The sequence below is a fragment of the Paenibacillus sp. UMB4589-SE434 genome (assembly GCF_030226685.1).
GTDB lineage: Bacteria > Bacillota > Bacilli > Paenibacillales > Paenibacillaceae > Paenibacillus_B.
In genome coordinates, this window is record NZ_JASOYK010000001.1 from 1,680,592 (window position 1) to 1,700,194 (window position 19,603).

Sequence of the window (19,603 nt, forward strand, 5' to 3'; positions counted from 1 at the left end):
ACATAAATAGAAGCTTTTCAGTCCTTCGACTGAAAAGCTTTATTTCAATTAGCGGGCTGAACAATTCCCCATCAATTACCCGAGCTTATCATGTACATACACAATAGCAGTCTTTCTAACTGCTCTCTATTGACTGGACTGCTATCACCATCTCCCTTATCGTCTAAGTAAATCCGTTAAAACTATAAAATTACATTACAATAAATAATGATAATCATTATCAATATTTTGATTATACTTTAATTCTCTCTTCTCGTGAAGGAAATAATTACATTGCGGTTTGCCGCACTTGTCTTTTGCGCCATACAAACAGTAACGACAACCCCATTAACGTAATGCCGAGCACATAGGGAAGCTTAATATACGTCGTATACAGCATTGTTCCGAGTAACGGACCTACAAATGCACCTCCACCTTGTAAAGAAGCAATATATGACGCCACACTTCCTTGTTCATGATCCTGCACAGCCAGTGATGCACCTGCGCTGTATCCAAGCATCGTAAATCCGATACCAACCCCTAGTATGATAAAAGCAACGTATGCATAATCCACAAACAAAACAAAGCCCAACAATCCTATTCCAACACAGCTAAGACCCAAATAAAGCTGACCGGTTGTACTCCAGCGTAAAAATTTACTGATCACGACCTGAGACACGACTACCATTACACCAGAAAGGGCCAAGCCCGTTCCAATTAATTGCATCGTAGCGCTGGCATCATAGTGCAGCTGATCTTGGATGTAAAATCCGATCGTCACTTGAACGATATTTAGCGCGACGGATAAAATTAGGCCTATCCCTAAATAAAGGCGGATACGGCTATCATTTGGCGATAATGAGGCCGTACGAGTTCTCGTCTCTTGATATGGCATATTGGGAATCCATATCCCGAATAAAATTGCCATTAAGAGTAGGAATATCGCTGCCGTATACATCGGTGCTGTTAAACTAATCGGTGCCATTGCACCGCTAAGTGCAGGGCCCATGACAAAGCCGAGTCCATTAGCAGCCCCAAAAAGCGCCATTCCCTTCGTCCGGGTATCTGCTGTTGTCCATCCCATGATGTAGGCCTGAGACAAGGAAGGAATTCCGCCATAAAAGAAGCCTGCTACTGTACGTAGTACAAAAAATATCCAAAACAAGCCGGTAGTGCTTGATGTAATAGCAGTTGCATGATCCGCAAGCCAGCCGAATCCGAGCAGTGTCAACAAATACACGACCATGACCATAATTAGCATCGCTTTCCTCGGCATAAATCGTTTTCTTTCCCAGTAATAGCCTCCAAGAAGCCAGCATAATCCCGATATCGCTACCAGACATCCCGATTGGAACTCGCTTAATCCCAAGTTACGAGACAAGGGTCCAATTATAGGATTAAAGGCAGCAATCGAAATCATGGCACCTAGCACGATGCAGAACATGATCATGAATCGACTTTTCATCTCTTATTCTCTCCTTCACATTCTCGTAAAGCACTAGTGTCCCATCGCTTGAATGATATCTTCGATGCCGTTAATCTTGGCTAGTGCCATCGGTCCTGGAAGTGATGGGTCTTCCAGATAATAAACCTGATCCTTCTTAACAGCCTCCATGCTCCGCCAAACCTCATTATCCTTTAACGCCTTGCTTACGCCTCCCTGGATCGGATTTTGCCAATTATTTATGACAAATATATGATCCGGATTTAGAACTGCCAGGCCTTCTAAAGTTAAAGGCCCCCCTTTTTCCGTACCTGGTACTGGTTTAAGTCCTAATCCATTGTAGAATGGTTCGAATCGCTCCCATTCCCAAGTGATGAATTGTTCCTTGCCGCTGTACATCGCAAACAGTACAGTCTCATGTCCGCGCTCGGCAAGCTTCGCTTTGTACGCTGCCGATTTCTTGTCAAAGGCAGCCAGTACACTCTCCGCCTTCCCTTCCCTGCCGATCATGTCAGCAAGCTGGATTAACGTCTCCCGCCAATTTCCAGCCTGAGGCAGGATGACGGTAGGTGCTATCTGCTGAAGTTGGTCGTACTTATCGATCATGTCATCCGCAGCAATAATGAGATCTGGATTTGCGGCTAGCAGCTTCTCCATGCTCACTTCCATACCAAGGTCAATGATCTCCTTACCTTGCAGCAGCTTGCTTAGATTCGGAAAATTTTGATTAATCGTGCCTATCCCTTGCCCCGCAACCGGATATACGTCCAGTACCGCCAAATAATCCACAAAAGCGATATATGGGGTCGCAATCTTGATTGGCCTATGAGCAATCACAGTCTCACCGCTCAAATGAGTAATCGTTTTCGGGAAGGTCGCTTCTGATTGTTGAACAACTTCTTGGTTATCATTTAAAGGCGTCGCTAACCGACCTTCACTAGAATTTTCACTGGAGGATGCACAACCCACCGAAAATAATACCGTTATCGCAACCATCATCATTGCTATTGTCTTTTTTCTCCACATACGTAATATTTCTCTCCCTTTTCTCGGTGGCACTTATGGCAACCATATAATAACGATTCTCATTATCGTCATTTGCATGTTACAATGTGCAGCGGTCACACATCTACCAGTAGACGGAATACGGCACTGGTTGGCGGGATAAGTGCCAGCAGCATGCAGCACAAAAAAGCCAGCCTGTTGATCAGGCTGACTCCTAAAATATTGCAATACACATTCGATGCTGAAAAATACGTTTATATGCGTCTAACGAACTCTCCAGGATTAATGCCGTACTTGTCGCGGAATGCCTCCGCAAAATAGCTCGGGTTGGAATATCCGACAGCACAGCAAGCCTCTGTCACATTTACGTTTCCTTCCTGCAGCAATAAAAAAGCTTTCTCAAGCCGTTTCTCACGCAAATAACCAAATACGGTGTTGCCATACATCTCCTTAAAGCCAATCTTTAACTTATAATCGTTCATTCCGATCATTCGCGACAGTTCTAACAACGTCGGTGGATTTATCATTTGCTGCAGCATAATGTCCCGGGCATGCTTCAACATGTTCATATCACTTCTTGTCAACTTGCTCGATTCTGCTTGGCCTTCTAGTAGAAAGGAACGAAAAGCTGATGAAAGCAATTCCAACACACCGCACTCCATTTCAATATTACGGGTGCTGGGCAGTTGGGATGCCCGAATGATTCGGTTCAGAAGGATTGAATCCGCAGGCTGAATCATTTGATTAAACATCCGATATGGACGTCTATCCATGATATCCTTAAACTCAATAGCTCTATCACCATTTGCCTGCTCGATGAAATGATGGAAAGTGGCGACAGGGATCGCCATACTTACCATATAAAAAGGCTGGCTGCTGTCAAACTCAAAATGAACCTGAACATCATCAATAAATTGCAGCATACACGTACCAGGCACGACTTCGTGCTCGCTGCCCCCTATACTCACGGCTCGTCTGCCTTTGACACAATAACTTAATTCCACCATAGGATTGTTGGCATATAAGCTGATATGGTGTTGTTGGTGAAATTGATACTCCGAAATGATCACTTCCATATCCATACGCGGTACATATCGATGTATGCTACCATGACCTAATTGAGCATGGAATGCCATACTTTCTGTCCTCGCTCGATCTGATCTATCCAACTGCAGCACATCAAAAAATTGATTAAAATTGTGATGAAAATCAGGCTGATAATTTCTTTCTTTCATACGCTTCGCTCCGATATCGTATTGATCACTTGTAATTGATAACTATTATCAAGCATTATAACGGATTGAGCCGAGCATGCCTATCCTAAGAAATTTTACTTGACCCTAACACTAATGATAGGGATTATGATATACACAATCCCTCGCGAGGAGAGAACAGATATGAAAATTGGGGAACTGTCGGCACGTACCGGCGCAAGCCTGCGCTCGCTTCGCTATTATGAACAGCAAGGCTTAATAAAACCAATTCGGCAGCCGAACGGTTATCGAGAATATTCATCCCTTGCTGTCGAACAAGTACAGACGATTCAATTGTATTTAAAATTAGGTTTGTCAACTGAACAAATATCAAGCTTTTTGCATTGTGTGCTAAAAAATAAAGAAGCCTTTTGCGAGGAAGTATTGCCAGTATACCAGCAAAAACTGGAGGAGATCGATCGTCAAATTACACTGTTAACGATGATCAGATCTAATCTGGTAGAGCGTATTTCATCGATTACAGCCGATATGGCTCATCCAAAGGAGGACGATCCATGCAATATGTAACGGATCACAATGTGACTGAATATATTCAAAATATTGGTGTAACTTTATTATACTTTAGTGCTCCATGGTGTTCACCCTGCAGGGCACTAGCCCCCCTATTGGAAGAACTCGAACAAGAACACAGCAAGACGGTTACGATACTAGCAGTAAATGTAGACGAATCGCCTGCCACAGCAGCGGCATATGGCATTATGTCTACCCCAACCGTGTTGTTCCTAAAACAAGCAGAGGCTGCTGACAAGCTGGTTGGACTGCGTGCTAAGAGCGCATATTCCTCACTTATCAAGAAGCACAGCTCCATCGCATAACCGCGATGAAATAGCCTTCAATGACACCCCAACACATGACAAAGCGGATTAGGCATTCAATGACCTGATCCGCTTTGTCTTGCTTATGAGCTATAACAGGGTTTCTCCAATATATCCCCCTTCACGAGCACCAGGGAAGCAGGCAAACGTAGCACTGCCTACGTGAACAATATACTCATTTAACTTATCCGTAGCTGCCAGTTTCTTCTGCATGGGAATAAATTGAGTACGCAAATCTTGTTGGTAGCAAATAAAAAACAAACCGGCATCAATCTGCCCTGTTTTTGCATCAAGACCACTAGAATACGAAAATGCACGACGTAAAATTTGAACTTTGCCATCCATATGCGCCAGTCGAGAATGTGCTGTGGCTGGGATCACAAGTTCTCCGGCAGCATCTCGCTTCTCCAGATCAAGAGGCTCGAATTCATCGGTGCCGCCAAGTGGAGCTCCTGTCGTTCTATGCCTTCCGAAGGTCACTTCCTGATCTTGAAGGTTAGAGCGATCCCATACTTCGATTCGCATCCGAATTCTGCGCACGACCATGTAACTGCCGCCCTCCATCCAGGAAGTTCCACTGCCTGGTTGGACCCACACGACCTCATTCATCTTCTGCTTATCATTAGCATCTGGATTACCCGTCCCATCCTTGAAGCCCATTAGATTACGCGGCGTGCTGCCCGATGGATCAGCATGGCTGGAGCGCTGGAATCCGTCCTGCGTCCACCGTAATACGGCTGTACCGCGAGCAATCCGCGTAAGATTACGCAGCGCATGGAACGCAACTTGCAGATCGTCCGCGCATACCTGTACGCAAAGATCTCCGCCTGACCATTGCGGCTGAATATCATCTGCCACAAATTTGGGCAAGTCCGGAAATGCAGCCGGACGCTTGCTTGCCAGTCCAAAGCGGCTGTCAAACAACGCGGGACCTGCTCCAAAGGTAATCGTCAGCCGCGAAGTTGATAAGCCCACTGCTTCCCCCGTGTCGGAAGGAGGCATATTCAGATTATCGTTCATATCTCCAATCATCTGACCAGCGGACATCACAGCAGCAGCTTTTGTCCATGTTTGAAGAAGCTTGCGTACATCTTCGATGGACGTTGTGGTTAAGTCAAACGCGCCAAAACAAACAAAGTTCTGAGCAGGTGTCGTGATGCCAGACTGATGTGTTCCATAAAATGAAACTTTATCTTCAGTGGATGAAGGTAGACTGTTCGTTGTGGAGGAATCACTGCTTGTAGCAGAAAGAAGACTCCCTACACTAGTCCCTCCAAGCAACAACCCAATTCCCCCAACACCAGCCATTTTTAATAATTCTCTACGACTTAGCTTACTGTCAGCACCAGAAGATTCAGAGTCGACCTTATTCTCTGTGGTGTTAGTTCTATTATGAGCTCTCTTCTTCATGACTTACACTCCTAGCTATTTCCCCATTTTAGACAGCAGTCTCAGCCAATATGTTAACATTAAGGCTTAATTTGCCAATTCCATCATCCATTAACTTTCTACTGTATAGATAAGCATCGACCACATTAATTGATAATGATTATCGATGACGTATTTATCATAAGACCATCCCTTCATTCCGTCAAGAAGTCGCATTCAAATTTATCTGTTATAGGCACAGCAAACAGCCAGAAAGAATTCTCTCTGGCTGTTCTTTAGCATGATACATTCGATACAAACATATTATGTCATCGTCTAAACGTATTCTGCACACGCTCCGAACGAAGAAAATAAGGGATCCAAACTACACAATTGAGGATACTCCGTACCAAATCTTTAGGCGAATTCATGTCAGACATTTCATTTAACAGCGGAATCTGCATAATTAGTGCATAATCAATGATTTGGATAATTGCAAACATAATGTAAAGGGTTATGATTAACTTTGGAAAACTTGATTTCTTGCGATACATCTGGACCAAAGCAAAAATCGAAAGGCCACCTACTACTAGGTTAAGGACAATTTCAAATAAAATAGTTGGCGCCAATAAAGGGTGATAAAATTCCCAACTTTCCGTTGTGATCATATCCCACATATTTTCTGCAAAAACAAAATCCCAACTTTGATAAATCCCTGCAAGATTCATTGCTACAGTAGCGAAAAGCCCCATTTGAACTATAATAAGCCATCCACCTAGACCCGACACGCCCAAAGGAGGCAACGACTCCGCTTGCTTGTTCACAACTTCATTAATTCCCATACTCATCTTATTCCTCTACCCCTATGTCTCTGTTATTTATCTCTATTACCTTTTTGCAAAATGGCAAACAATGAAGCATCTACAAACTTACCTTTTTCAAAGAAGCACGCTCTGAGCAAACCTTCCTCTTGCATGCCGATCTTTGTCAACAGCCTTCTGGAGGCTTCATTCGCAGGATCAATAAACGCTTCAATACGATTCAGCTCCAACTGCTCGAAACCATATCCGACGATCGCATTTACAGCCTCCGACATGATCCCCTGCCGCCAATAGTCTGGATGAAGCTCGTATCCGACTTCCGCTTTAAAATGTTCCTTAAACCAGTTGTGAAAACCACATGTACCGATAACACGGTTTTCGGACTTTAAGGTAATTCCCCAACGGATGCCCTCTTGCCGTTCATATCGGCTCACCCAACTCAAGATGAGCTCACGAGCCTGCTCACAGTTCGTAAAGCTGTCCAGATCATAAAATTCAGTCACCTGATCCAGTGAAAAGTAACTAAACAAATCTTCTGCATCATCTGCTCGTAATTGTCTTAATAGCAATCGATCCGTGTGTAATTCCGGAAATGTCATATTTGCAGGCTTCAAGTACACCATAAATCGCAGCATTTATTGCGGCATACCACAACAGGCCAACCATCTATGTCCCCTTTGTTAGGTATCTCGTCCATCCCATTCCTCATAAAAGCGTGCCAAATAGTCTACCATGTACTGGTGCCGGCTTGCAGCCATTAACTTACCCTGCTCCGTATTCATCAGTTCTTTTAATTTCAGCAATTTCTCATAGAAATGATTGATCGCAGTGCCCTGGTGCTGACGATAGGCAGCATTCGTATCAAAATGAATCGGCTCTATTCCCGGATCATGAATGACTCGGTTCCTGGAGCCGGAATAGGCAAAGACACGAGCGATCCCTACGGCACCGATTGCATCCAAACGATCGGCATCCTGAACAACCATCCCTTCCAATGTCTCCATCAATGGATTATGGCCTCCATTGTATGACATCGTCGAGATGATAAGCATCACTCGCTGCTGCACTGCTTCATCCAGATCAATCGAAGCCATCCAATCGTTTACTTTGGCAAGTCCAGCTTCTTTTGTCGGATTTAATTTCTCATCTGCTACATCATGGAGCAGAGCCGCCAATTCGCAAATAAAGACATCTGCCCCTTCTTTCTGGGCAAGCTTGACAGCCATATTCCGTACCCGAACGATATGCCACCAATCATGTCCGCTGCTGTCATGTTGAAGCTGCTGCTGGACGTAATCCTCCGTAAGCCTGATCCATTGCTGTTGGTCTAACATAATCTATCCTCTCTTTACAATATCCATATTGTTCCTCTAAAGTTTAATCATAACACATTTCTACTATTTCTGAATAGCTTGCTGCTCTAAATGAAAGAAGCCGCATGCGTGTGCATGCGGCTTTCAAGCGTTTCAGTTGATTCTGAGATTGTTACAATATGGTGTCGTCTACGCTGTTAAGCCAATTTTCAATCTCACCAATAACGGAAGCAATACAGCCATCCTGGAAGGGAGAAATAAGACCTGCATATTCAACCAAATTAACAAACGATTGGCTGCCACCAGCTTGACACAGCTTCAAGTAGTCATCCCAGGCTGGTTTGAAATCAGCATTCATACGTTTCCAGAATTGGAAAGCACATAGTTGAGCCAAAGTATAGTCAATGTAATAGAACGGAGTTGAGAAGATATGACCTTGCTTGTGCCAGAAGCCACCGCGCTCCAAGTAGTCATTGTTGTCATAATTGCGATGTGGTAAATATTTCTTCTCAATTGCACGCCAAGCACTCTTACGTTCAGCAGGTGTTGCATCCGGGTTCTCGTATACAAAGTGCTGGAACTCGTCGACAGACACACCGTAAGGAATAAACAGCAATCCGGATGACAAATGATCAAAATGATACTTATCTGTATCTTCTTTAAAGAAGAGCTTCATCCATGGCCATGTAAAGAACTCCATACTCATGGAGTGGATTTCACATGCTTCATAGGTTGGCCAGTTGTATTCCGGCACTTCAAAGTGCTTGCTCTCATATACTTGGAACGCATGCCCTGCTTCATGAGTCAGTACGTCAATATCGCCTGATGTTCCGTTAAAGTTCGAGAAAATAAATGGCGCTTTGTATTCAGGGAAATAAGTACAGTAGCCGCCGCTTTGTTTGCCCTTCTTACTAACCAAATCCATCAAGCCGTTGTTTACCATAAAGGAGAAGAATTCATTCATCTCTGGAGACAACTCTGAATACATGGTTGAACCGTTAGCGACGATCCAGTCTGGATCTCCTTTAGGAGTCGGGTTGCCAGACTTAAAGCTGAAACCTTCATCATAAAACTTAAGAGTGTCTACACCAATTCGGTTGCTTTGGCGTTCTCTCAGCTTCGTTGCTACTGGGACGATATGTTCTAATACCTGATTGCGGAAGTTCGCAACCATTTCCGCATTGTAGTCGGTCCGGTTCATACGAGCGTAGCCAAGCCCTACATAATTGTCATAACCAAGCTTCTTTGCAATTTTCGTGCGTACTTTTACCAGATCACTGTATATACGGTCAAATGTTTCTTCATTCTCCGCCATGAACTGATAACGTGCTTCAGAAGCACGGCGTCTCATCTCACGATCTGTAGACTGTTCGAACGGAGTCAATTGAGACAACGTACGCTCTTCACCTTCAAAAACAATTTTAGCGGAAGCAATTAATTGGGAATACTCCGTCGTTAATTTATTTTCCAATTGTAAATCTTCAATAACATCTGGGCTAAAAGTCTTCAAGGACAGCTCAGCTAATTGGAACAATTGGGCGCCCCACTTGTCCTCAAGCTCTGTTCTAAATTTAGAATTAACTAACGCACGATAGTAATCCGTTATGTACTCTTGAATGACCGGACCCATTTCATCCATATACTCTTGTTCTGCTTTGTAAAATTCGTCCGTCGTGTCGATAGAATGTCGCACGCTTACGATTGTTGCTTGTGTGTCGATGCTGCCGCGTAAATGATTAATGTCTGCCATGTATTTATCCTGCTCTTCGAAGCTGGAAGCTGAATTAAAGCCATTTAACAATTCTTTAAACCGTTGTTCAATTTCTTTAATGTCAGGACGTTCATACTTAAATTCATTAAACTTCATAGTACACGCTTCCTTTCAATTTATAATCTACGTTCTATTATACAAAATCTTAACCTAACAATACCATTAATTTGTAATATATTTTAAGTTGTTAGATCGGCGTAAAATATGAGGCACTACGCTTATCCAATCGCTCTATCGTTGTCCACGATGGCTTGAACCTCGATTTCTACAAGTAAATCCGGATCAATTAATGCCTTTACTTCCACCATCGTTGCTACCGGCCTAATCGTGTTAAAGTACTCCCCATGGGCCCTCCCAATATCCTCCCATGCAGAAATATCCGTCACAAACATACGGGTCCGTACTACATCCGATAGGCTTGCTCCCACCTGTGCCAGCACCTGTTCAATCGTCTGTAAAATGTATCTGGTCTGTTCATACGCATTACCAACTGCTATGACTTTCCCATCCTTCATTGCTGTCGTCCCCGCTACCTCCACTACATTTCCTACTCTAATCGCTCTACTATAGCCTACTAGAGGTTCCCATGGAGAGCCTGTGCTTACGTGTTCACGACTGGACATCATGATTACATCCCTTCTATGCCTTATGTTTATGTTATAATCAACACTTACAAATATACGCATCCTGCATCCACTTTTACAACAATCGGATTACTGCTATAGAATAGAGGATCTGCATTTATCTGGCTTTGTGGAAAATCAGACGGTTACCAAATGGATCGCTAATAGCCATTTCTGTCGCCTGATCGTCAAGTCCAGGTCGTGCATATCGATATGGCCGGGAATGAAGCAGCTGATGGAATGCTTGAATATCACTGACTTCTATTCGAAGTCCTCCACCTGGGCAGCAATCTCCATAATGTTCTGTCAAATGAATGACGCATTCGCCCCAAGATACCTGCATATACAGTGGGAAGTCATCACCGTAACGATGCTCCCAGTCCACTTGGAAGCCCAAGTACTCCACGTAGAATTCTTGAGCTTTTGCCACGTCAAATATGCGCAGCATCGGTATCGAGCTCTTCATCAAGATCACGTGATCCATTATACTTCCTCCATTCTGCAAACCACATATTTGATTATCAGGGGTAAAAAAGCTCTGTAAATTCTACCTGCTGTTACGATACATTATATTCCATCTTCATCGATTTTGACGAGCCAATTACGTTCCCTGCACATGCTCCGCTGCCGCTGCACCACGCTAAGTATCGGCCAAAAACAAAAAAATCTGCAGCATAAGCTGCAGACCCCATCTTATATCCTATATGTAGCACAAGTATAATTAGTCGCGATATCTCCCAAACACTTGCTTCTCTAGTTCACGAACACGGAACAGCAGTTCCTCCAACTCAAAGTGAGGCAGCATAGAACGTTGTTGAACAGGCTGCGTAACTGGTGGTTGTGCAGGCTGAGACGGCTGCATAAATTGAGGAGGCTGCACAGGAATCGACGGCTGCTGCCGCTGATGAGCAGCACGTGCATTAAGTTCGTCAATCTGCTTCTGCATATCTCGAATAACCACAGCGAACTTCTGGTAGTCCACAATAATGCGGTCCAAAAACTCGTTGACCTCATCCGAATCATATCCCCGCATACGGGTTGCAAATTCTTTCTCGTGAATCTCAAGTGCCGTCAGCTCAATACCAACGTGCTGTAGTGAATCCGGTTTATTGGGCTTATTCATAATAGTAATATTCTCCTTCCCTACAAGTAACCACTCTATTTTAACACAAAATTGTGCTTCATTTCTCCCTAAGAACAGGTAAATTGTCCCGCCTACCTAAAGACTAGGCGATCCATGCCACCTCAAACCTTATTAAAGCGATAAATGAAAACATGTTGTGATTCAGATCAACATTCAAATGCTCATGATATGCAGCTGTTTGCGAATATAAGTAGTCAACTGAGACTTCTCCACTTCAGGCACACCTTCAACTAGCCTTGCGGCTGCTACCGGGATCATCCAATCCTCTATCTCCTTCAGCTGCATTCCAGTTAACTGCACATAAGACTTTTTATAATGGTACACGAGCTGCCTCCTTATATAAGAAAGCAATGATTGTAACCAGCGGGAAGTTCCTTCAGGCACTGCCCCCATCTCCAACAACACTATCGTTCTTGCTGCGTCTCCAGCAGGATTGCCAGACATCCCGGTCATCCAATCTAAGACCCATTCTTGTTTCCGGTCAATCATGACATTATCAGGATGGAAGTCTCCGTGGCATAATTGTCTGCCTTCTGGTAAGCTCAGCAATTGGTCCATGACCCTCTTTTTCTCAGCGTGGGTTAAACTGGGGGCCTGCTCAATTCTCTCTGCCAACACACGATGCTGCTGTGGCAGCTCCTGAATGGATGCAGCGTGTATGGCCGCATGCAGCCTAGCAAGACGTTTCCCTTCGCTCCGTATGTTCCACGGTCTGCTTCCGATCAAACTTAACATTGTCCTCCCAGCTAAACGTTCATATACAATACCTATACGTTGTTCATATTCGAGAAGTTCAATTGGCTTAGGCCCGGAAACACCCATCTGATATACAAGTTGACTAATACGAAACTCTTCTTCCGCAAATGATCGAGGAATGTGAGGTCTGAACCATTTTAGTACGTAGCATTCGCCATAACCAAGTATTTCTGCTGTTCGTCCTTGTGCTACTCTTGCATTCTGCACACTCATGATTCCAACTTCTTTCTTATTTCCATTGCAACGCACATTCAATTATAATGCTAGTATTAAATACTTTCCAAATTACCTTTCAAAGAACGAGGAGATTAGTTATGACATCGGATATGGCAACAATTGAAGACCTTATTAAGCTGGATATTCGGATCGGTACCGTCATTCATGCTGAGCCCTTTCCGGAGGCAGCCAAACCCGCTATTAAATTGCAGATTGATTTTGGTTCATTGGGCATTAAGGCATCTTCTGCACAAATAACGAGACGTTATGAGCCGAACAAACTTATTGGACGACAAATTGTAGCTGTGGTTAATTTTCCGCCGCGTCGAATTGCAGGTTATAAGTCAGAAGTTCTTGTCCTGGGCGGCGTGCCAGAGGAAGGGGACGTTATATTGTTAGCGCCTGAGTTTCCTGTCGCGAACGGGACCCCAATAGCCTAATTAAATAAGATTAGAGCATACGGGCACAAATACGACAATTCGGATGGAGCCCGTATGTTTAAAGATCCATGAATCATAGCAGTTGTTCCCCTCTGCTATCTGACTTCTCCGCGCTAATTTTTATTACCTTCCAGGAACAAGAATAGCGGAATTCGCATTCTCCTCAGAAAAGCCTCTTCATTAGCAAATTGTACCCTTCGTGGCTTGGATTCACGTAGACTGCCCACAACAAAGCCTGCTCCCTGCAGGGCAACATAATAATCCTCCACTGTCCGATGGAACTTCAACGCTATTCCACCCAGCCACTCCTGTTTACGAACACCTGTATCAAAGTATCCGTCCACTATCCAATCCTGCTTTAACCCCTCCTGTCTGGTCATACCAAAGGAGGAAGTCATAACAGGATGTTCCACAGAGAAGACAAAACTTCCGCCTGAACACAACGAAGCAAACACTTTGCCAAACAAAGCGTCCAAATCCTCAATATAATGTAAAGCTAGTCTTGAAATGACTAGATCATACGTGTTGGTTGGGTTCATCCACTCTTCCATAGCGGTATGTATGACTTTACTGTTGCTGCGATTAAGCACCTGCTTCGCCCGAGCTACCATGTTCTGCGAGCCTTCAATACCAATATAAGAAGAAGCTCCAAGATCTAACAACTCATTTCCAAATGAACCTGTGCCGCACCCCAAATCACAGATGTGCTTCATACCAATATTGCCAATCATCTCCATCACAATAGGTTTCTCTATTGTGTCATTTACATTATCGTTCCAGGATCTCCGTTCAATATAGTTATCAAAAGTTTGTTGATTATCATAGAATTCATAACCTCGCTGCGTCATCCGATTCCTCCACCATCATTTGTTCAAATTGCATCACCTATTCTGCGATAACAAATACACGGCTCTTTCAGAAATAACATCCGCAGATGCTCAGATAAGAACATGATCATGTATAATATTTCCCTAGATCAGCCCTACAACCCAACTAATAAAATAAGCTGCCGGCACGATTAGTGCTTGTGCCAGCAACGTACCCAAAAAGCGGGAGGTCATCAGCAAAGTATAAATCTTCCCCAGTTGCTGTCTTGACTGTTCATCACGCAGGGCTTTATCGGTGATGAGCCCCAATTGCGGGTCAATAAATATAGTAAGTAAAATCGTCGCAACGCCATTAATGATGCCAGAAGCTTGAGATGCGGTTGTACTGAACGCCGGCAATAGATGGGCTGCATATAAGGACGAGAGTACACCTACCGTGTAAAAGGCCGTCACAATGACATTTAATAAGATAAAGCGCTTGGGTATGCCCAGCACTCTGAATTGCTGCAATCTTAATGATGGTCTCTTCAAGTAGTGCTTGGTGTTTTTTAATTGGCCAATCGTCACGCTTGATACTAATCGCGGAATCGAGCCTGCTATCTCCAGTTTTGCAATTACTCTGCCAAACAAATTTACAAACGTCGGAAACAAAATAATCGCCATGATCGTCCCAATGGACGCTGCAAATAAAATAATACGAAGATGGCCAAGCAAGTCAAAAGTGGGATGCAATTTTGCGTAATCAACAAATTTGGCGGTTAGCGGCGCTTGAATCAAATTAGCTGTTCTTGACACGAGTACGATAATTCCTGTTAAAGATAACGCAACCGCTATCTTGTTTAATTTAACGCCAGCATATCTTACCGAATAAGACAAAGTCTCAGCCGTATGGATAATCATCGTAAGAATAAATACTACGATCAGGCTGTTGGTCATTCCTATTTCAACTCCATTGCCAGTAGATCGATTCAATAATCATATCTTAGAATTAGCATGCCCCTTAGTTCGTAAGTTAGGGAGCGGTGCTACTACTGAACCGCCTAATAGATTATTATTGCAGTGTCTCCATTGTGGCCTCCATAATAGCTAAGCGCTCACCATGTTGTTAACGATGATGATGCTCGTATAGAGGAATCGCCCTAATCAAACATTGAACAACCCATCAGACGTACGCGTTGTCCATAATTCTCATAAATCTTTCTATTTCCATTCCATTATTATATAACTTCATGATCATTCGTGTAACACTCCCGTCCAAGTTCCTCATAATTCCTCCATATCTAATTTCCATTTACAGCAAAAAACCGCTAATTTAGCGGCCCTGTAACCCTATTACTTGCGGATAATTGTAAAACAGTACACACACCCGTAACTTAAAATGGTAATGCCGAAAATAAGGAGCGAAAAAGAGCTGAGATGATATAAACGAACGGGATCAAAGAGCATATGGTACAACTCTTGTATCCGAATACCCGGCTTGGTGAGCAGGTCCCAACTGTTCCAGCGCACAAACCTGCCAATATAGATGCCCACACTGCTCAGAGCCAACACGACGATAGCAAACGACCAGCCCGTAATCCAGCCGAACGATCGGGCCACTAACGAGTGCAGGATGTAGAGGGAATAGATCCCAAGCGTTAAGCCTATCCAAGCTGCGGAAACAAAGACAAGCAGATGATGCCAAAATTCGATGTCATGCGTAAACCGGATCCCTGCCGCAGGCTTATAATGCACAAAGGGATGGAGCATGTCCGTAATCAAGTAAGCTGAATTGGGATAAAAAGCCAACCATATCAGACCTAACAGCGACATGATTAAGACTCTGATCCTATGACTTGTCCACTTGCCCCAATATACGAGTTCAATCAGGAGTACACAGAAAACAGGGACCCATGCCAAAAATATATCCCAATGTAAAAAGGTATACACGTTGCGTCCTGTATACTGTCTTATATATCTTGCCAAGAACAAACAAGCTAGCGAGAACACACATAAAATACCGAGTATTGCCAGTCTGCTTTGCACATGCTTCATCCGCAGCAAACGAGTACCCTCCCTTCCTACGTAGAAATGTATACAAAGACATCCATCATCAGTTCATGCCAACTTCCTCCATTTTCTTTCTTTAAAGATGGCGTATCAATGCACTGCATCCCCTATGATCATGGAAACTACAATGCCCATCATGTATGTCAACAATTATAGAAATCGATATTGGGATATTGATTTAATTACATTAGATGTAAGAGGGCCACCGTCAGCGCGATACCTATCAGGATCAAATGAGGCGGCCCCTATAAGTTGGTATAAACTCTTCTGTAGATCAATCTAGGCATATCGTCCTCACTCACTAAAAAATTCATCTACAATAAAGGCTTCACTTGATACCTTTTCACAGTCACTGGTTGTGCGAACTGAACATGCTCAATATTACGCTCGGCCATTTCATCCAACATTTTCAACAATATACGCCCTGTCAACACGCTGTCTCCAAGCGCATCATGCCTTCTAATATTAGTATCAGCGACGTTATAGTATTGAATCAAATAATCCATAAACAAAATATCCGAAATTTCCGGATGAAGATATGAAAATAGTGCTTTAATGTCCAGACATGGTGAATCGAGCATTTGTAAGCGATTTCTAGAACATTCCTGATGTAATAAGGGGAGGTCGAATTCGTAACCGGCGTGTGTGACTAGAATACTCTCTTTTGTAAATTCAACAAAATCTTTGTAAATAACTTGTAAGGGGGGAGCATCTTCGATATCTGCATTATAGATGCCAGTAAATCGTTCAATTGCGGCTGGAATAGGCTTCGGGGACTTAATATTGGTCTTAAATACTTTGGCTTGTTGAATCTGCTGATGCTCAATGATGACCGCGCCGATCTGAATAATATGTTCCGTTTCGTGGTTAAGCCCTGTTGCTTCAATATCAAATACGCAGAACCTTTGTGCTTGAATATTGTGAATCATTAACCCCGATACATGATAATCTTGATCCGACACGTAATTGATCTCCATTGAACTCACCTCAACTTAGATTTAATCGGCCTCTGCCTAGTTTATGACGCGACCACGCTTACAATGACGCTGGTCATCGACGGTGAACGTCAACTACGAGGATAAGGCCATTCTATCTATTACGAACTAAGGCAGATTCAAAACAACGCTTAAATTGATTCTGACTGCCTTAGGATGAATAGCGTGAGTAAATGATTCCAATACTGGATTACTTTAAGTACCGCTCTTGAATGATATTAAGATGATGGATTTCATGCCCTGCTATGATATAAGCAAGCGCGCGGGCGGTTACTCTGCTGCTATTAGCAATACCTTCCCTTAGCCAAGCTGATTCTTCCATCCCATTACACAATGAGATCGTAGCATGACGAACTGCGAGATAATCCGCTTGAAGCTGTTGGATGGAATGGGTCGCAAAAGATGCGCTTTTCACATACGCCTCATCATCATAACCTGCCAGCGGCGTGGCATCTCCCCGAGCGATGCGAAGCAAGCGGTAGCTCATAATACGCTCCGTATCAGCAAGATGGCCAAACACTTGCTTTATACTCCATTTATCTGGAGCGTACTTATGATTTGCCTGGGTTTCCGTTAGCGTATCCAACAGATTAACACTGACTAGGATCTGCTCCTTTAGACGCTCAATTACGTTCCCTTCAGAGACTAAACCTATGTACTTCTCATAATAAATATCATACTCTCCAATTGATGGTCGTTCTGGCATCCCTTGTTTCCTCCAGTTCACAAGCTTCTAAAATGACTTGTCGTATTATTTCTGAATGAAGACCTATTCACGTTCAGCGTCAACACTTGCCATGTGTGGTTGAGTAAAGCTCTGGATATAGTATACATCATCCTCAGCTTCTTTACATTAAATCCCTGTGATGATTGTAATAAGCAGCTCCTTACAATTTCTCGTACGTATACAAGTCCCCATTACGAGGGACATTAACGGATGGTCCTTCATAGCCCCGCACCCGCAGCTGTTTATTTAATACTTTAATAAACATCCCATGGCTGACGACCAATACGTTGTCTACTTGATACGACTCTATTAGATCGATTACGTGCTGCGCACGTGCAGTAACTTGAACTCTCGATTCCAGCTGAGAACGGTGTGCAAAGTACCACGCAAGCCGGCCTAACGCTAGCCATATATTAGTATGAAGCCGCACTCGCAATCGCAGAATTGGAGCTATGTCAATTTCTCTTAAAAGGTTCAGACATTGAATATCACCTGAATATACGATATTTGCCGTGTCTCGTGCACGTATCAGGTCACTTGATAAACATATATTCCAATCCGTATCCATTACCTGAGTCTGATCGGGAATAATGTTCGAATGGTTATAATCTACTATCCATTGGTCGAATTCATCTGCTGTCATCCAATGGTTAGCAGGCGTCCAATCTACTTTAAAGTGCCTCATTAAGCCAATTTTCATTGTGATCCTCCTGTTTACAGCGTGTGAGCTAACTTACCTCGTTAATGCTCCTTTCATTTCCATGATTATATTATATTGGACAACTAGAGCAAACCTCATTTTCTTTTCATAATATACGTAAAAAAACCGTTGTTGAAAGAGTGCTTCCCCCTTCCATCAACGGTCTGACACAGCCTATTTTTTGTGCTGCTCCTCAATTTTACATTTGGCCCATCATATGTGACATATCATTTCGATCTCTCATCATTGAACCGTCATGAACTTGACGATTGCGATCTGATTTTCCATGGCAGTTCTTTTCCATTTGATCAATCTGTTTCTCCGTCATCTCAGGATGCATCTCTCTCATATAAGACATTCGATCTGTCTTGCTTGTCATATCCTTGTTCATCCATGCCGAAGCGGCATAAGCACCTGTACCTAGCGCCAAGGTGAGCACCAAACTAGCTGTAAATATCCAACGACGTTTTTTCATGTTGATCTCCTCCTCTGGCTCCAGTATATCTTCAAATTGTGTAGAATTGATGTAATCCATCTAATAGCCACGTTTCACTTGTTATTTTGTCCATTATTTAGTAGATTCGTCAGTTGTCGCCTGAAGCTCCGCTTCAATCATGGCTTTTAAAGACTCATAATCCCCATCTGGCGCCATCTTCCCATTTATAAATATAGTTGGTGTACCGCCTACTTCAAACTTGCGTGCCACTTCAATATCCGCATTTACCATAGATTCGAATTCCTTGGCTTGAAGCTTGCTTTGGAAATCACTTTGATCTACTTCTGGAAAATGCTCCTCCATTAATTGAATGAGAAATGTTTCGTTGGCCCATGCCTCTTTTTTAGCACCTTGCTTCTCATTCATTAATTCATGATAGCGCCAGAACAAACCTTCATCCTGCTTGTGGAGGTACTCTCCCGCTAACGCCGCTAATGTGGAGTCAGGAGCTAGAAAAGGGTCATTCATATAATAAAATGCGGCTTTCCCTGTCTTCACATAGTCACGCTCAAGCAGCGGATATATCGTATCCGTCCATACTTTGCAAGACGGACATTTGTAGTCACCAAATTCTACGATTTGGACTGAAGCTTTTCGGTCACCCTTTACAGGCTGTTGCGATAGATTCATTTGTGCAGTAACTGTATCCAAAGCTAGCGTTGCAGTTGCCACCTGTTGGTCATCCGTTTTTTTCTTCTCCCATGAAGTCATGCCTAGTATAAACACACCCACCAAGATCACTGCCGCAGCCAGCGTAATGAAAAACACGCGGTTTCTTTTCATTTTATGACAACCCCTGTCTTGTTATAGTCTTCGTATGTATAGGATCGATGTTGGATA

Annotated in this window: 23 protein-coding genes; 3 read left to right on the top strand and 20 right to left on the bottom strand. The window is 43.4% G+C overall.

The annotated features are described in order from the left end of the window. Window positions 1–268: 268 nt before the first annotated feature. From QP775_RS06795 to QP775_RS06805, 3 genes are all read right to left on the bottom strand, one after another. Window positions 269–1,444, bottom strand: coding sequence for an MFS transporter (locus QP775_RS06795; protein WP_285104668.1), 1,176 nt, complete (start codon window positions 1,442–1,444; stop codon window positions 269–271). A gap of 33 nt (window positions 1,445–1,477) precedes the next feature. Beyond that, on the bottom strand, window positions 1,478–2,449 hold the full coding sequence (locus QP775_RS06800) for an ABC transporter substrate-binding protein (protein WP_285104670.1): 972 nt from the start codon (window positions 2,447–2,449) through the stop codon (window positions 1,478–1,480). A 233-nt stretch (window positions 2,450–2,682) separates the two neighbouring features. Continuing rightward, window positions 2,683–3,663, bottom strand: a complete 981-nt coding sequence (locus QP775_RS06805; RefSeq protein ID WP_239328121.1) for an AraC family transcriptional regulator — start codon at window positions 3,661–3,663, stop codon at window positions 2,683–2,685. Between the two features lie 162 nt (window positions 3,664–3,825). Between QP775_RS06805 and QP775_RS06810 the strand changes: the two genes are divergently transcribed. Together QP775_RS06810 and QP775_RS06815 are read left to right on the top strand one after the other, a co-directional pair. Then, window positions 3,826–4,209 (top strand): MerR family transcriptional regulator, encoded by a 384-nt coding sequence (locus QP775_RS06810; RefSeq protein WP_239328122.1) that lies wholly within the window; start codon window positions 3,826–3,828, stop codon window positions 4,207–4,209. Then, on the top strand, window positions 4,197–4,517 hold the full coding sequence (locus QP775_RS06815) for a thioredoxin family protein (RefSeq protein WP_239328123.1): 321 nt from the start codon (window positions 4,197–4,199) through the stop codon (window positions 4,515–4,517). The genes QP775_RS06810 and QP775_RS06815 overlap by 13 nt, the downstream gene beginning before the upstream one ends. 90 nt (window positions 4,518–4,607) lie before the next feature. Here QP775_RS06815 and efeB read toward each other — a convergent pair whose 3' ends face one another. The 9 genes from efeB to QP775_RS06860 all read right to left on the bottom strand — a co-directional run bounded on the left by efeB (window position 4,608) and on the right by QP775_RS06860 (window position 12,526). After that, a complete protein-coding gene (efeB, locus tag QP775_RS06820) occupies window positions 4,608–5,927 on the bottom strand; it encodes an iron uptake transporter deferrochelatase/peroxidase subunit (protein WP_285104674.1) in 1,320 nt (439 codons plus the stop codon). Window positions 5,928–6,214: 287 nt separating this feature from the next. Next, window positions 6,215–6,733: a DUF2569 domain-containing protein gene (locus QP775_RS06825; protein WP_285104676.1), complete on the bottom strand. Its 519-nt coding sequence runs from the start codon at window positions 6,731–6,733 to the stop codon at window positions 6,215–6,217. A 26-nt stretch (window positions 6,734–6,759) separates the two neighbouring features. Further along, window positions 6,760–7,305 carry a GNAT family N-acetyltransferase gene (locus tag QP775_RS06830; protein ID WP_239328126.1) on the bottom strand — a complete coding sequence of 182 codons (546 nt, stop codon included), beginning with the start codon at window positions 7,303–7,305 and terminating at the stop codon, window positions 6,760–6,762. A gap of 81 nt (window positions 7,306–7,386) precedes the next feature. Beyond that, window positions 7,387–8,040, bottom strand: coding sequence for an HD domain-containing protein (locus QP775_RS06835; protein WP_239328127.1), 654 nt, complete (start codon window positions 8,038–8,040; stop codon window positions 7,387–7,389). A gap of 151 nt (window positions 8,041–8,191) precedes the next feature. Next, window positions 8,192–9,886 (bottom strand): M3 family oligoendopeptidase, encoded by a 1,695-nt coding sequence (locus QP775_RS06840; protein ID WP_285104678.1) that lies wholly within the window; start codon window positions 9,884–9,886, stop codon window positions 8,192–8,194. 122 nt (window positions 9,887–10,008) lie between these two features. Further along, complete coding sequence (locus QP775_RS06845) at window positions 10,009–10,413, bottom strand: RidA family protein (protein ID WP_239328129.1); 405 nt, start codon at window positions 10,411–10,413, stop codon at window positions 10,009–10,011. 118 nt (window positions 10,414–10,531) lie between these two features. After that, window positions 10,532–10,897, bottom strand: a complete 366-nt coding sequence (locus QP775_RS06850; RefSeq protein WP_285104681.1) for a glyoxalase superfamily protein — start codon at window positions 10,895–10,897, stop codon at window positions 10,532–10,534. Between the two features lie 237 nt (window positions 10,898–11,134). Continuing rightward, the gene (locus QP775_RS06855) at window positions 11,135–11,536 is read right to left on the bottom strand and encodes a DivIVA domain-containing protein (RefSeq protein ID WP_239328131.1); all 402 of its coding nucleotides are present in this window, start codon (window positions 11,534–11,536) and stop codon (window positions 11,135–11,137) included. Between the two features lie 174 nt (window positions 11,537–11,710). Next, the gene (locus QP775_RS06860; RefSeq protein WP_285104684.1) at window positions 11,711–12,526 is read right to left on the bottom strand and encodes a phosphotransferase family protein; all 816 of its coding nucleotides are present in this window, start codon (window positions 12,524–12,526) and stop codon (window positions 11,711–11,713) included. Window positions 12,527–12,639: 113 nt separating this feature from the next. Here QP775_RS06860 and csaA point away from each other — a divergent pair, with 113 nt between their 5' ends. Beyond that, window positions 12,640–12,969 carry a chaperone CsaA gene (gene csaA, locus QP775_RS06865; RefSeq protein ID WP_239328682.1) on the top strand — a complete coding sequence of 110 codons (330 nt, stop codon included), beginning with the start codon at window positions 12,640–12,642 and terminating at the stop codon, window positions 12,967–12,969. 113 nt (window positions 12,970–13,082) lie between these two features. On the opposite strand, the gene QP775_RS06870 is transcribed toward csaA, so the two are convergent. The 8 genes from QP775_RS06870 to QP775_RS06905 form a co-directional block, all read right to left on the bottom strand. After that, on the bottom strand, window positions 13,083–13,817 hold the full coding sequence (locus tag QP775_RS06870; protein WP_285104686.1) for a class I SAM-dependent DNA methyltransferase: 735 nt from the start codon (window positions 13,815–13,817) through the stop codon (window positions 13,083–13,085). 123 nt (window positions 13,818–13,940) lie between these two features. Continuing rightward, the gene (locus QP775_RS06875) at window positions 13,941–14,732 is read right to left on the bottom strand and encodes a lipid II flippase Amj family protein (protein ID WP_285105742.1); all 792 of its coding nucleotides are present in this window, start codon (window positions 14,730–14,732) and stop codon (window positions 13,941–13,943) included. Window positions 14,733–15,128: 396 nt separating this feature from the next. Next, a complete protein-coding gene (locus tag QP775_RS06880; protein WP_285105744.1) occupies window positions 15,129–15,830 on the bottom strand; it encodes a DUF1361 domain-containing protein in 702 nt (233 codons plus the stop codon). Window positions 15,831–16,159: 329 nt separating this feature from the next. Further along, on the bottom strand, window positions 16,160–16,807 hold the full coding sequence (locus QP775_RS06885) for a 3'-5' exonuclease (RefSeq protein WP_285104688.1): 648 nt from the start codon (window positions 16,805–16,807) through the stop codon (window positions 16,160–16,162). Window positions 16,808–17,030: 223 nt separating this feature from the next. Next, window positions 17,031–17,546 carry a DinB family protein gene (locus QP775_RS06890; RefSeq protein WP_285104690.1) on the bottom strand — a complete coding sequence of 172 codons (516 nt, stop codon included), beginning with the start codon at window positions 17,544–17,546 and terminating at the stop codon, window positions 17,031–17,033. Between the two features lie 181 nt (window positions 17,547–17,727). After that, window positions 17,728–18,267 carry a histidine phosphatase family protein gene (locus tag QP775_RS06895; RefSeq protein ID WP_285104692.1) on the bottom strand — a complete coding sequence of 180 codons (540 nt, stop codon included), beginning with the start codon at window positions 18,265–18,267 and terminating at the stop codon, window positions 17,728–17,730. 199 nt (window positions 18,268–18,466) lie between these two features. After that, window positions 18,467–18,742: a hypothetical protein gene (locus tag QP775_RS06900; RefSeq protein WP_239328138.1), complete on the bottom strand. Its 276-nt coding sequence runs from the start codon at window positions 18,740–18,742 to the stop codon at window positions 18,467–18,469. A 93-nt stretch (window positions 18,743–18,835) separates the two neighbouring features. After that, window positions 18,836–19,546: a DsbA family protein gene (locus tag QP775_RS06905; RefSeq protein ID WP_285104694.1), complete on the bottom strand. Its 711-nt coding sequence runs from the start codon at window positions 19,544–19,546 to the stop codon at window positions 18,836–18,838. Window positions 19,547–19,603: the final 57 nt, after the last annotated feature.